Annotated in this window: 12 protein-coding genes; all 12 read right to left on the bottom strand. The window is 60.6% G+C overall.

Annotated features, from left to right (window positions below; translation table 11 throughout):
* Positions 1–67: 67 nt before the first annotated feature.
* Positions 68–976 (bottom strand): carbon-nitrogen hydrolase family protein, encoded by a 909-nt coding sequence (locus ACR1XV_RS15880; protein ID WP_480533049.1) that lies wholly within the window; start codon positions 974–976, stop codon positions 68–70.
* Between the two features lie 79 nt (positions 977–1,055).
* Positions 1,056–1,469: a GFA family protein gene (locus ACR1XV_RS15875; protein ID WP_480533047.1), complete on the bottom strand. Its 414-nt coding sequence runs from the start codon at positions 1,467–1,469 to the stop codon at positions 1,056–1,058.
* A gap of 29 nt (positions 1,470–1,498) precedes the next feature.
* Positions 1,499–2,209 carry a glutathione S-transferase family protein gene (locus tag ACR1XV_RS15870; protein WP_480533045.1) on the bottom strand — a complete coding sequence of 237 codons (711 nt, stop codon included), beginning with the start codon at positions 2,207–2,209 and terminating at the stop codon, positions 1,499–1,501.
* On the bottom strand, positions 2,206–3,387 hold the full coding sequence (locus ACR1XV_RS15865) for a CaiB/BaiF CoA transferase family protein (protein ID WP_480533043.1): 1,182 nt from the start codon (positions 3,385–3,387) through the stop codon (positions 2,206–2,208). Before ACR1XV_RS15865 ends, ACR1XV_RS15870 begins: the two co-directional genes overlap by 4 nt.
* A gap of 88 nt (positions 3,388–3,475) precedes the next feature.
* Positions 3,476–4,381, bottom strand: coding sequence for a LysR substrate-binding domain-containing protein (locus ACR1XV_RS15860; RefSeq protein WP_480533041.1), 906 nt, complete (start codon positions 4,379–4,381; stop codon positions 3,476–3,478).
* 153 nt (positions 4,382–4,534) lie between these two features.
* On the bottom strand, positions 4,535–5,905 hold the full coding sequence (locus ACR1XV_RS15855) for a M20/M25/M40 family metallo-hydrolase (protein WP_480533039.1): 1,371 nt from the start codon (positions 5,903–5,905) through the stop codon (positions 4,535–4,537).
* Entirely contained in the window at positions 5,905–7,950 is a 2,046-nt protein-coding gene (locus ACR1XV_RS15850; RefSeq protein ID WP_480533037.1) for a hydantoinase/oxoprolinase family protein, read from the bottom strand. The genes ACR1XV_RS15855 and ACR1XV_RS15850 overlap by 1 nt, the downstream gene beginning before the upstream one ends.
* Complete coding sequence (locus ACR1XV_RS15845; RefSeq protein ID WP_480533035.1) at positions 7,937–9,748, bottom strand: hydantoinase B/oxoprolinase family protein; 1,812 nt, start codon at positions 9,746–9,748, stop codon at positions 7,937–7,939. Before ACR1XV_RS15845 ends, ACR1XV_RS15850 begins: the two co-directional genes overlap by 14 nt.
* A 73-nt stretch (positions 9,749–9,821) precedes the next feature.
* A complete protein-coding gene (locus tag ACR1XV_RS15840; RefSeq protein ID WP_480533033.1) occupies positions 9,822–10,799 on the bottom strand; it encodes an ABC transporter ATP-binding protein in 978 nt (325 codons plus the stop codon).
* Positions 10,796–11,815: an ABC transporter ATP-binding protein gene (locus ACR1XV_RS15835; RefSeq protein ID WP_480533031.1), complete on the bottom strand. Its 1,020-nt coding sequence runs from the start codon at positions 11,813–11,815 to the stop codon at positions 10,796–10,798. The genes ACR1XV_RS15840 and ACR1XV_RS15835 overlap by 4 nt, the downstream gene beginning before the upstream one ends.
* Before the next feature lie 2 nt (positions 11,816–11,817).
* The gene (locus ACR1XV_RS15830; protein ID WP_480533029.1) at positions 11,818–12,717 is read right to left on the bottom strand and encodes an ABC transporter permease; all 900 of its coding nucleotides are present in this window, start codon (positions 12,715–12,717) and stop codon (positions 11,818–11,820) included.
* Positions 12,710–13,687 (bottom strand): ABC transporter permease, encoded by a 978-nt coding sequence (locus tag ACR1XV_RS15825; protein WP_480533027.1) that lies wholly within the window; start codon positions 13,685–13,687, stop codon positions 12,710–12,712. The genes ACR1XV_RS15830 and ACR1XV_RS15825 overlap by 8 nt, the downstream gene beginning before the upstream one ends.
* Positions 13,688–13,709: the final 22 nt, after the last annotated feature.

Here is a 13,709-nt window from a genome sequence, read left to right as displayed (position 1 = left end):
TGCCGGGGGTCACTGCAGTTGCCGTTTACCGAGCATGAGCTCGAAGCGACGGGGCGAACGTGACCCCTCAGTCTAATCGCTGCTTGTTGTGATTGAGGCTGAGGATGTCGCGCCTGCTGTAATGTCCGGCCGGGTCCAGTTTCATGTGCGCCGCAACGACTTTATCGACGTCGACATCTGCATAAAGCGTTTTTTCTTCCCCTACGACCGGACCTGCGATTAATTGGCCGCCGGGCGCGGCGATCATGCTGCCCCCGTCGTTGATGATGTCGCGACCGTCCGTCACGTATTTTCGAAGGGCAAAGCTGTCTGGAATATCGCTGCTTCGCAGAAGGCCTGAGACAGAAACGACATAGATACGGCCCTCCATCGCGATGAACTGGGTTATATGATCCGTAACGTCCAGATCGCCCGGCCATGTCGCGATATGCAGTTGCTCACCCTGCTGGTACAGCGCCTGGCGGGCCAGGGGTTGCCAGTTTTCGTAGCAGTTCAAACCGCCGATCCGGACACCTTTCCAGTCCTGAACCGCCAGACCATGTCCATCCCCGTCCGCCCACAAGAGGCGTTCGTGGAAGGTGGGCTTGAGCTTGCGATGAACATTCACAACCCCTTTGTCGGGATGGATCGTTACCAACGTCGCATAAACCGAACCGCCGGACCCTGAACGTTCGACGATACCGGTCATGACTGCCACACCCAGCGCGGAGGCTTCGGCGCAGATCGCTGCAATCTCCGGCCCGTCCGTCGTGATGGCTGATTTCAAATAGGCGACATGGCCGATCTTCAACAACTCGTCATTATGCGCCACGGCTTTTGCCCGCAACCAGACGGGGTAGCCCGAAATGAAGACCTCGGGGAAGACAACCAACTCTGCCCCATGTGCTGCGGCGTCCCGCAGCAAAGCGATCAACTTGTCCGTACTGGCCTGGGGATCGAGAAAAACCGGAGCGGCCTGAACAGCGGCTACTTTCATTGGAACGTGTCCTGCAATTGAGCGCGTGTAACCCGGGCCCGATCAGATCAGGCGCGGGTAGGTGTGTCAAACCGGCTGCTTAGCCCGGGTTTGCGGGTGCCGTATCCATATCGTCGGTGACCGGTCCCCAGGGTTGTGCGGAATCGCACCAGATCTGGATTGTGGGTTTCACCCATGAGCTGTCGTTCAACGTACCGGCCTTAACGGCTGCGAGATTGCCGAAGGCGGGCATTTCCGTCGATAACGGCGATCCGCAATTGCCACAGAAATTGCGCGTGACCGGTTGCCCCGACGCACCGTTGACGACAAATTGCTTGCGGCTGTCACCCTCAAACGCGATTGAGGCGGTTGGCACCAGAACATTTGTGGAATAGGCCGATCCACTTTGACGCTGGCAGTCAGGGCAATGGCAGACAACCATCATTGCAGGTTCTTCGGCGCTTGAACTATAGGTGACCTGTCCGCACAGGCAGCTTCCTTCGATCTTTGGCATTGGGTTCTCCTTGCTGGTGGTTGGTTCTGTTATCGGGATGGCTTTGGGGCGGACATCAGATGGTCAGCCGACTGGTTGAACAGGGTTGCGTTCTGTTCAGCAGAGGTGTTGCCAGAGAATTGGGCGCCCTTGTGCAGATTGATCGCGTCGCGCACAGCGGGACGTGTTTTGATGCGTTGTCGCCAGGTCGCCACGTTCGGGAAGGCCTCCAGCGAGACGCTCAGGGGTTTTGCGATGAACGCCCAGGGAAAACACATCATATCTACGATCGTGTAGCGCCCGAACATATAGTCGCGCCCGTCCAGCCAGTTCTCCATCACCGCAAGCGCCCGTTCAAACTCGCCTTTGTAGCGGTTCAACGAATAGGGCTGATCTTCCGGCGCGTAGTTCACGAAATGGCTTAGCTGTCCGCCCATGGGACCCTGATTGGCTGCCTGCCAGAATAACCATTCGTTGAACGCAACGCGTTCTCTGGCGGTCTGTGGTCCGAATTGCCCGCTGCGGTCAGCCAAGTATGACAGGATTGCGCCGCTTTCGAACACGGTCAAAGGGCCACCCTCGGCGTCATGATCCTTGATAGCAGGCATTCTGGCGTTGGGGCTGATGGCGCGGAACTCGGGCGTGAACTGGTCGCCGGCGCGCAGGTTCATCAGGATAGTGCGATGATCCAGCCCCGTTTCCGCCAGCATAATCGCCACTTTCCAGCCGTTTGGCGTAGGGGCGTAATAGAAATCGATCATGATGCATCCGCCAATTTGCCCGCCCGCAGGCTGGCGCGTATGTCCTCGTTATGTTCACCCAGTTCCGGGGCAGGGCGCAGATCGGTTGCCGGAGTGCCATGAAAGACTGCCGCTGACCGCGCCTGCCGCAAGCGGCCCGCCGTCGGGTGATCGTATTCGACGCAGGTGCCGTTGGCCTGAAGTTGGGGATGCTGGCGCATTTCGCGGCGGGTCAGAACAGGGGCGCAGGGCACGCCTGCGTCTTCCAATGCTGCAAGCAGCGTATCGCGGTTGACCTCGCGTACAATTTCCTGGGTCAATTCAAGGCGCGCATCACGGTTGATGTCGCGCAGTTCGGTTGTCTTGAATCGCTCATCATCCAGTATGTCAGGACGACCCGTCGCGTGGGCCAGCGCCTCCCAATGTTTGTTCTGCATGATCGAGATGCTGAGATACCCGCATTTGACCTCGTAAATCAGATCGTGGAAGGACTGGCTTTCCTCTTTTTCCATCTCGTCGCCGACGAAGGTGTGGCCGTTCATATCCGAGGCCCAGAGGAAGGCTGCAACCGTGTCGAGCATCGACAGCGTCACCTTTTGCCCCTTGCCCGTGCGTTCACGTGCGAGCAGGGCGGCGGTCACGGCCTGGCTGGCCTGAACGGCCGTCAGCTTGTCGGGTAGGATCGTGCGCACCAGACGCGGGCGCTCCTCGTCCGAGCCGGCCTGAACCGTGGTCAGTGCCGACAATGCCTGAATCAGCGGGTCATAGACGGGTTTGTTGGCAAGCGGCCCGTCGAACCCGAACCCGGAAATCGACATATAGACCAGCCGGGGGTTTAGCGCGCTCAGAACATCGTAGCTCAGGCCCAGGCGGTCGACGACACCTGGTCGAAAATTCTGGATGAAGACATCGGCCTCTGCCACAAGCGCTTTGATCATCTCGATGTCGTCGGGGTTCTTAAGATCCGCCACAACAGACCGCTTGTTTCGGTTGTTGTTGAGGTATGACGCAGAATGCCCGCCCCGGCGCGTCGCTACATGACGGGTGAAATCGCCATCTGAGCGTTCGATCTTTATGACATCCGCGCCCTGATCGGCCAGTATCATGGTGCACATAGGCCCCGAGACGACGGCGGTCAGGTCAATAACGCGAATGCCCGAAAGCGGACCGTTTCGTTGAATGTCGCTGTGCTGGACCATAGCCAAACTCCTGCAGTTCTTGAGTTGAGCCTAAAATCCAGAGATCGGGGTGAAAAATGCAAAAACCTCAGTAGGAGATGAAAAAAATTCAACCCTTCTGAGCCAAGAGCCAGTCATGGAACCGTTTGACATCGGACCGCATAGAGGCGCTGGCCCGGGCAACAAAATAGCCAATATTGTCGGCGTCCGGCACATCAAAGGGGGCTACCAGTATACCCGCAGACAGCAGCGGATCGACCAACGGTCTGCGGCCAAGGGCAATGCCCAGCCCGTCCTGTGCAGCCTGAATCGTCAATTCATATGTTTCAAGGCTATAGCGCTGGCTGGTTTCCGGTGGTTCATAACCCCGTGCCTGACACCAGGCGTCCCATTCCGCGTCGACGGTTGAATTGGCAAGAAGCCGTTGCGTCTTTAGAACTTCGGGCAGGGGCGTTTCTTTGAGTTCATCCGCCAGCTTGTGCGACATCACGGGTACAATCTGTTCTCGCAATAGCGGTGTGGTAATGGCGTGGTCCCACCCGCCGGCACCTCGTCTGATGGCCAGATCGATGTTCTCGCGTTCCAGATCGACCACCCGGGTTGTGGTCACCAAGTTGACCTCGAGGTCAGGATGGCTTCGCTCTAGATCAGCCAGTCTTGGCAAAAGCCACCCGGCAGCAAAGGACGGGGTCAGCGTCAGGGATATTCGCTTTCGACCGGGCATGGAACGGATGGCTTCGGTGGCACGCAAGATCTCGGACATCGGGCCTTTGATGCGATCGAAAAACTGGCTTCCATCAGCGGTCAGATACAACCGCCCTTTGCGGTTCTCGATCAGTCTTACGCCCAATTCAGCCTCAAGGGATTTAACTTGGTGGCTGATGGACGAGGCCGAAACGTTCAAGCGTTCCGCCGCTTTGACGGCGCTGCCTGTCAGCGCGACCTCATAGAACGATTTCAGCCCTCCGAAGGGTGGAAAACGGTCATGCTTACCGGGGTGTTTTGGGTCTGACATGGCTGCAGGTTAGCGCGAAGAGACAAGATTGGAAGCCTAGTAGAGAGCATATGTTCGAGAGGCCGTACGCGCCGATGCGTGGACCAAATCCTGCAAGACGTGGATTGCCCGCTGCGTAAGCCACCGGATTAACACATTGCTGTATAGGAACTTTCAGGCTTCCTTCAGGTCAGCGCGGTGCAATGTCCCAAGTTCGTTCAAGACGGCGGCACCGGTCTTAATACCGTCCAGAAACCTCACCACTTCCAGATTCTCGTTCGGGGCATGATTGGCTTCGTCAGCATTTGCGTAGGGGACAACGAACGCGTCTTTTCCCAGAATCTTGGTAAAGACATAGTCGGGAAGCGACCCGCCGACGGTCGGATAAATCAGCGGCTCCATCCCACGCGCAGCGATGATCGCGTCCCGCAGGGGTTTTGCGTAACGGCTGTCCAGAGGTGTTTTTGAAGGCAACATGCCATTGTGCCGAACAACTTCAACAGTCGGCGCGTGTTGCGCGACGTGGGCTTCGATCCGTTCGAAGACGTAATCAGGGGTCAGCGGCTCAACCAGCCGCACGTCGCATTTTGCGATGGCTTCGTTCGGCAGCACAGTTTTACTGCCCGGCCCGCCATAGCCGCCATGCAACCCGTTGATCGTCAGCGTCGGGTGGAACATCAGCCGATCCCAATAGGGCCGGTCGCGGGGGCCGTCCATCTGGTCGAGCTTCAGGTCCTCCATCACCGCCTGTTCATCATCCGGCAAACGCGCCACTGCATCGCGTTCCAGGTTGGTGGGCGGGATCACCGGTTCGGTCAGGCCTTCGACGGTGATGTTGCCCTCGGCGTCTTTCATCGTGGCCAGCAGTTGCACCAGCGTCCAGATCGGGTTGGGCACCACGCCGCCGTAATTGCCCGAATGCACATCGCGCGCGGCCCCCTTGGCAACCAGATCGAACGAGGCGACACCACGCACGCCGAACGTGATCACCGGCGCGCCGCTTTCATGCAGCGGGCCGTCTGATGTCACCACCAGATCGGCCTGCAAACGATCCGCATTTTCACGCACGAAATCGGCGATCTGAGGGGAGCCGATCTCTTCCTCGCCTTCCAGCAGGAAGATGATGTTACAGGGCAGCGTGCCGTTGACGGCAAGGTGGGTTTCAATCGCGAGCAGTTGGGCGAAATGCTGGCCTTTGTTATCTCCAATCCCGCGGGCCCAGATGCGGCCGTCTCTGAGGGTCGGCTCGAAGGGCGGGCTGATCCATTGGTCCAGCGGATCGGGTGGTTGCACGTCATAGTGGCCGTATAGCAGGACAGTGGGCTTTTCGGGATCAACCGTGGCATGACCCAGAACAAAGGGGTGGCCCGGTGTTTCGACCAGCCCGGCGTCAAAGCCCAGTTCGGTCAGGTGTCCGACCAGCATATCCGCCACCTCGCGTATGCCAATGTCATGGGCCGAGATTGAGGGGTGGCGCACATAGTCCATGACCCGCGCGACAAAGCTGTCGGCATGGGCGTCGATGTGATCGAACAGAGCTTGCATCAGGCGGGGTCCTTGGTCAGCAGCACCGCGCCCGAGGCGTGGACCGTAGCGGTCCACCCGGGCGCGATGAGGGCGGTCGTATCCAGTTGGGTCAGGATGGCCGGGCCGTGGATCGTGGTTTCCGCCCCAAGCGAAGCGCGGTCATAGACCGGCGTTTCAACGACGCCGCCGGGCCAGTGTACCTTTTGCATTTGCAACGCATCTGGCAAATCGGCTTTGGCAAGGGCGGGACTGTTGACCGGGTCGGTTCGACCGACGGCTTCGATGCGCAATGTGACCAGCTCAATCGGTGCGTCCAGAACAAACCCGTACAACGATGTGTGCGCTGCGCGGAAGCGGGCTTCGGTCTCTTCGGGGCTGTCAGCCCAGTCGACCGCGATTTCGCCGCCTTGCCCGTGGAACCGCAGCAGCGCGCGGGCGTTCAGGGCGCGCTGATCCGGGGCGATGCCTTCGTGATCCATCCAGTCGGTGGCGTCTTTGGTCAGCTCTGCCACAATACCGTCACCCTGGGTCTGGTTGATTGCGCCGGGCGTGGGCAGGGCGCGGGTGAATTCGGCCTTCATATCGGCGGCCAGCAACCCGGCGGCACACAGAAGGCCGGGCGCTGCGGGGATCATGACCTGACGGATGCCAAGCAGTTCGGCCAGTGCGCAGCCATGCAGGGGCCCAGCACCACCGAACGGAACCAGAGTGAAATCGCGCGGGTCATGCCCCCGCTCGACCGAGACGGTGCGCACTGCCCCGACCATGTTGTTGTTCATGATGGCCAGAATGCCCTGCGCCGCCGCCTCGGGCGTCAGGTCCAGCGGACGCGCGACATTGTTGGTCACTGCGGCTTGGGCTGCATCGAGATCCAAAGACATGGCCCCGCCCAGCAGGGCTTGCGGCAGGTTGCCCAAGGCGACATGGGCGTCGGTCACGGTCGCCTCGGTCCCGCCATGCCCATAGGCCGCGGGGCCGGGTCGCGCCCCGGCCGAATTGGGGCCCACCGACAACGTGTTGTTCGCCACAGCCGCAATCGACCCGCCACCCGCGCCGATTGTCACCATGTCCACCATCGGCAGCGACAGGGGCCATTCGCCCACCTTGCCTTGTTGCGTCAGGTTGATCTCTCCGTCCCGGATCAGGCAAATGTCAGCGGATGTGCCGCCGATATCCACGGTGATGATGTCCTTGATCCCACAAGCCGCCGCGGCATCGACCGCGCCTACCACGCCAGCCGCTGGGCCGGACAGCGCGGTCAAAGCCGGCGCGGTGCGGATCGCTCCGGTCCCTGCCACGCCGCCATTGGATTGCATCAGCAATAGGGGTGAGCTGGCCTCGGCCTCACTCAGCCGGTTTTCCAGCCGTGAGATATAGGTCGACACCCCCGGCATCACATTTGCATTCAGCACCGTCGCGAGCGAGCGTTCGAATTCGCGCACCACGGGCAGGACATCCGTGGAACAGGTGATGGCAACATCCGGCAGCGCCGCGCGCAACAGCTCGGCCACGCGTTTTTCATGGGCGGGATTGGCATAGGCGTGCAGCAGGCAGATGGCGACAGCCTCGACCTGTTGCCTGCGCAGACGGTCCGCCAGTGCCGTCACGCTGGCTTCGTCCAGCTGTTCGATCACATGTCCGCCCGTGCCGATCCGCTCATCGACCTCGTGAATGCGGTCTGCCGGAACGGGCCGCGCCGGTTTGACCCAGGTGAACAGATTGGCGTGGCGCGGAATGTCTTGCCGTCCGATCTCAAGCACGTGGCGGAACCCGCGGGTTGTCACTAGGGCTGTGCGTGCCCCCTTGCCTTCGAGGATCATGTTGGTTGCAACCGTCGTGCCGTGCAGAACGCGCGATAGGTCGGCTGCGCGAATGCCCGCATCCTCCAACACCATATTCACGCCGGTCATGAAGGCCTGCGACGGATCGCTGGGCACCGAGGCGGTCTTGGCCCGCCACACCGCGCCCGAACTGCGGTCGAGCAGAGAGATATCCGTGAAGGTCCCGCCTATATCGACGGCTACGGCAAAAGACGGGTCAAAGGACATATCAGACGAGGGCATCGACATACTCCTGTCGGTAAAAGCGGCGGGTTTCCGGGCGGTTGGCGCGCAGGGTCTGCGTGGCGCGCACGTCCAGCGCGTCGCCCGCGACCACCACGCCATATTCCGCGCGGGCGGCCTGCGCGGTGACAAACCCGCTCAGCACATCCTGCAGCACGGTTTCCGCAGGCCGGTCGAACGGGTGACCATAGCCCCCACCGCCGCCGGTTTCGATCCGCAGGATGTCGCCGCGCTTGAGCATGTTGCCGTCCGACAGCGGATCAAGCCGCACCTCTTGCGGCGTGCCGGGGTTCACGATGGCGATGCCGTGGCGGCCGGACTTGCCGCCGTGAATACCCCAAGGCGGGTTCTGAACGCTGTCGATACGGATCGCGACCATGGTTTCTTCGGCCAGAATTTCGTATTCACGCACGATGCCGCAACCGCCCCGATACCGACCGGCGCCGCCGGAATCCGCGACAATCCCATAACTGCGCATGGTCACGGGATAACCCGCCTCCAGAAATTCGACCGGATAGTTTTCTTGCGCCACGAAATAGACCGCATCAATCCCGTCTGCCGTAGAGCGCGCGCCGTAGCCGACACCGATCCCGTCGGCCAGCAGGTAGGGCTCCAACGTTCCGGCCTCGGTCCGGTATTTCCCGCGCATGATGTTGACCACATAGGCCGAGTTTGCGGCAGGGGCCTCACCTCCCCCTGCGTTCAGCAAGCCGCACATGGCCGAGATCATGCGCATCGCGGTCAGTCCCCGCAGTCCCAGCGGGGCGGGATATTCCGGTTGCAGAAAACTACCCTTGCGAAACAGCACTTCGTCCAGCGCATTGGGCCCGCCCGCATTGCAGACCTGACTGGGATCGCCCCCCAGATAGAACAAGCCCAGGGCCATGCCGGGCACGCCTTTGTTCATCAGGTAATTGATCGGGCCAGGGGCCTGATCGTCAGTGTCGCGGGCATCGAAGGTGAAGTGATCCGCTCCGTCTGCGCCTTTCGCACGGGTCAGCGAGAAGCGCATATGGAACGGGCCGTTGCCGTGCCCATCGGTGTCAATCGCATCGGTGAAGGAATAAGTGCCGTAATCGAAGGTCTCGGCCATCTTGTCCCGCACCAGATTTCGGGTGCGTTCCAGCAATTGTGCCAATGCGTCCTCGGTCACGTCCGGCCCGAACCGATCAAGGATTTCGCCAACCCGGCGCACGCCAAGCTCAACACTGGCCATCAGCGCGCGCATGTCGCCTTCGCTCTGCTCCGGATAGCGGGAATTGCGGTGGAAGATGTCCAGCACGGCCTGATTGACCTGACCGGCCTCGATCATCTTGGTCACCGGGATCATCACGCCTTCCTGAAAGATGTCCGTTGCATCCGGGCTGATCGAGCCGGGGCGCAAGCCGCCGATATCGGCGAAATGCGCCCAGCTCATGACAAAGGCGCAGACACGGCCCTCGCGAAAAACTGGCGCCAGCAGGACCTGATCGTTGGAATGGGAAATCGCACCGTATGAGCCGTAGCAGTCATTGTACCAATAGACGTCACCATCCTGGATCGTCTCAATCGGGAATTTCTCGAGCACGGGTCGGGTCATGTCGCCAAAGATCGGCACCATCGATCCCACAGCCATCGTGCCGTTGCCGTCAAACAGCGCCGTATAGAAATCTTTCTTTTCGCGGATGAAGGCGGAAATGGCCGTGCGCTCGATCAGCGCCTCCATCTCGGATTGCGCGGCGGCAATGGCCCCCCGGATGATTTCGAGCGAGACCGGATCGCACAGCGCGGATTGGCTGAGCCGTGATGGTTTGTTCATGGTCATCTCCCTTCTGGTGAGGTGAGGGTGAGCACCGTCCGACCGGACGTGCCTGTATATGTGGCGGGCTGCGTCATTCTTCGGCGAAATGGCACGCGACGCGGCGTGTTCCTATTGGACGAGGCATTGGGACTTCGTCGGCACATCGGGTCTGCGCGCGCGGGCACCGGTCGCGGAACACGCAGCCCGAGGGCGGATTGCGCGGGTCTGGCGCGCCGCCGCCGATGGGCAGGGGATCGTGGCTTTGATCGACATGCGGTGTGGGCACCGCAGCAACCAGAGCCTGGCTGTAAGGGTGCAGCGGGGCATGCACGATGTCTTCGGTCGGGCCGTCCTCCATGATCCGGCCCAGATACATGACGATGGTGCGGTCACAGACGTAGCGTACCAGCGCCAGATCGTGGCTGATATAGATCGCCGTCAGCCCCAGCCGATCGCGCACATCGCGAAACACGTTCAGCACGCCCGCGCGCACCGATACGTCCAGCATCGAGACGGGTTCGTCCGCGACAACGAATTCCGGTTCAAGGATTAGCGCGCGTGCCATGACAACGCGCTGTAACTGCCCGCCCGAGAGTTGGTGCGGATACCGTTCGAGAAACTGTTCCGGATCGCCCAGACCAACAAGCTTTAGTGCGTCGATAACGCGGCTGTGCCATTCATCACGCGGAATGCGGGCGTTGGCCAGCGGTTCTTCGAGCGTCTTTCGGATCGAATAGCGGGGATTCACCGCGTCGAACGGGTTCTGAAAAATCATCTGCGACCGGCTGCGAAACGCGCGTAGCTCATCGCCCGACAGGTCCTTGATCTCTTGCCCGTCAAAGCGGGCCGAACCGCCGGTGACCTCCTCCAACCGCACAAGGATGCGACCCATCGAGGTTTTGCCGCAGCCCGATTCACCCAGCAGCCCGACGCTTTCGCCCTTGTTCAGGGTCAGCGTCACGCCATCCACGGCTTTCACAGTCGACGGCAGACCCATCATCGCCGAGATCGCGTTTCCGATCTTATAGTGAAGCTGTGCGTTCTCCATTTCGATCATCGTCTCGGTCATGCGGCTGTCCCCCATGTCGAGGGGTTGCGGGCCATTTCACGCAAGGCGGTGGCCTCATCGGCGCGGTGGCAGGCGACATGATGGTCAGGAGCCGCTTCGGTCAGGGGCGGTTCGGTCGTGCGGCACAGATTGGTGGCAAAGGGACAGCGCGGGGCAAAGCGGCAGCCTTTGGGCGGATCAATCAGGTCCGGCGGGCTGCCCGCGATGGGGGTCAAAACGCCAGTTCCGGCGGATTGCAGATCGGGAAACGCGTTTTTCAGCCCCATCGTGTAGGGGTGCAGCGGTTCGTTCAGCAGGGTCGTGGTATCGCAGTTTTCAACAACCTTGCCCGCATACATCACCACCGTGCGGTCGCAGATATAGGCCACAACCGAGATATCATGCGTCACCATAATGACGGACAGGCCAAGGTCGCGCTGCAGGCTGCGCAACTGGTCCAGAATCTGGCGCTGGATGATGACATCCAGCGCCGTGACGGGTTCGTCCGCCACAACGAGTTTCGGGTTCAAAGCCAAAGCCAGCGCGATCGCCGCACGTTGCCGCATGCCTCCCGAGAACTGATGCGGGAAATCGCGCAGACGGCCCGGGTCGATGCCCACCATCTCAAACAATTCTACGGCACGCGCGCGGGCCTGGGCTTTGCTCATCCCGCCCCGGTCGCGCAGAACCTCCATGATCTGATATTCCACGCGATACACCGGATCGAGCGAGTTCATCGCCGATTGCGGAATGAACGAAATATCGCGCCAACGCAGGGCGTTCATTTCACGCTCGGATATCGCGGCGAGGTCTTGCCCGTCGAACTGCATCGCGCCGCCCGCGATGCGCGCGTTATCGGCAATCACACGGGTCAGGGCACGGGCCATGGTGGTCTTGCCGCAACCGGATTCCCCGACCAGACCGACGATGGCGCCTTGCGGAACGTCAAAAGACGCCTCGCTGACCGCGCCCACATCGAGCGCGCCCACCTGATAGGCAATCGACAGATCTTGGATGGAAAGAAGCGCGTCTGCCATGGTCAGCGCCCCAGCTTCGGAAACAACAGGTTTTCATATCCGCGCGAGATGAAGAAACCAGCGCTGACCACAAGGATGATCGCCAGTCCCGGCGGGATGAACCAGTGATAGGCCTGCCGCGCCAAAGCCTGACTGGCAAAAGCGTCCTGCAGCATAAAACCCCAGCTGATCGCATCCGGATCGCCGAAGCCCAGAAAGCTGATTGATGCCTCGGTCAGGATGGCCCAGCCGATGGCGATGGAGCCATAGAGGAAGCTGAGCGGCAGGATGTTCGGGGTGATGTGGCGCAGGATGATCTTCAGGTCTGAGGACCCGACGACACGCGCGGCCTCGACATATCCGCGCGAGCGCAGCGACAGGACTTGCGAGCGGATCACCCGGCCCGTGTCGCGCCACAGCACCAGCGCCATGGCGATGACCGTGTTCCAGATCGATGGCTCGGAAAAGGCCGAGATCACGATGACGAAGGGCAGGAACGGGATGCCGAAGGCGACATCGGCAAGACGCATCAGAAAGGCGTCGATGCGGCCACCGAAATACCCGGCCAGCAACCCCACGACCGAGCCGATGAACGCCACCATGAACGCCGCTGTGAACCCGACCAACAATGCCGATCTGGCCCCCCAGACGATCTGGGAAAAGATATCGCGGCCCAATGACGTTGTGCCCAAAATATGTCCCTGTTCACCCGGCAAAAGGTCCGAGGCGAGGTCGAAATTTTCGGTGTAGAGGATCTCGGTCGGGTCATACGGCGCGATGACCGGCGCGGCCAACGCGGTGATGATGAACAATGCATAGATCAACAGGCCGGCCAGGGCAAAGGGATCGCCCACCGGCAGTTTGATCGCCTCGAATATCCGCGCGATGCCCGAGGGGGCCGCCTTGATCGTCGCATCAGGCATGAGAAATCCTCGGGTCCAGGAAGGTATAGAGCAGATCGGCAATCAGGTTCATAATGATGACCACGATCGCGATCATCAGGAACGCGCCCTGCGCCAGCGGATAGTCCGAGGCCGCAACCGCATTCACCAGCTCTCGCCCAAGCCCGGGCCATGAAAACACGCTTTCGACCACGACATTGCCCTGCAACTGATAGCCCACCGCAATGGCGAACGAGGTCATCACCGGCAGCAATGCGTTTCGCGCACCATGACGGATCACGACGGCAGAGGGTGACAGCCCCTTGATCTTGGCCATAGTGACGAAATCCTCTTTCATCACATCCAACATGTTCGACCGCATCAGCAACAGCGGCAGCCCTTGCGAGTATATCGCCAGCGTCATCATCGGCAGGAACAGATGCGACAGGAAATTGGCCGAGGTATAAAGCTGCCACAGGCTGTCATAGCTGGTGCCTGCGGACCGTGTACCACCCGCGGGGAACCAACCCAGCGAGAAGGAAAAGATCGCCAACAGCACCATGCCCAGCCAAAACTCGGGCATCGCACGGGTGGCCAGAACCGCAGGCAAAGCCGCCGCTTCGAACCGCGAATTGCGTTTCCACGCCAGCCAAGCCCCGGCAAGGATGCCAAAAGTATAGGCCACGATCAGCGAGGAAAATGTCAGGATCAGAGTGTTCGGCAAAAGCAGCATGATCCGCTCTGAGACGGGACTGCGATAGCGGAAGGAATAGCCAAGCTCACCTTGCAACAGATTGCCCAGATAGGTGAAATACTGCTGCCACAAAGGCTTATCCAATCCGAATTGCCGGATCAGCGCCTCTTGCTGTTCTGCAGTAAAGGTCGGATCGATATAGGCCGCCAGCGGATTGCCGGGCATCAGGCGGAACATCAGGAACAGGATCGTCACGACCGCCCAGAGGACCAGCATCAGTTGCAGCGTGCGTATGAGGAAAGGCTTGAGAGTGTTCATCTCTGTCCTGAAAGAGCCCCGG

It is taken from the genome of Ruegeria sp. AD2(2025), from assembly GCF_056542385.1.
Note: the sequence above shows the minus strand (reverse complement) of the source record. Positions and strands in the feature narration are given on the sequence as shown.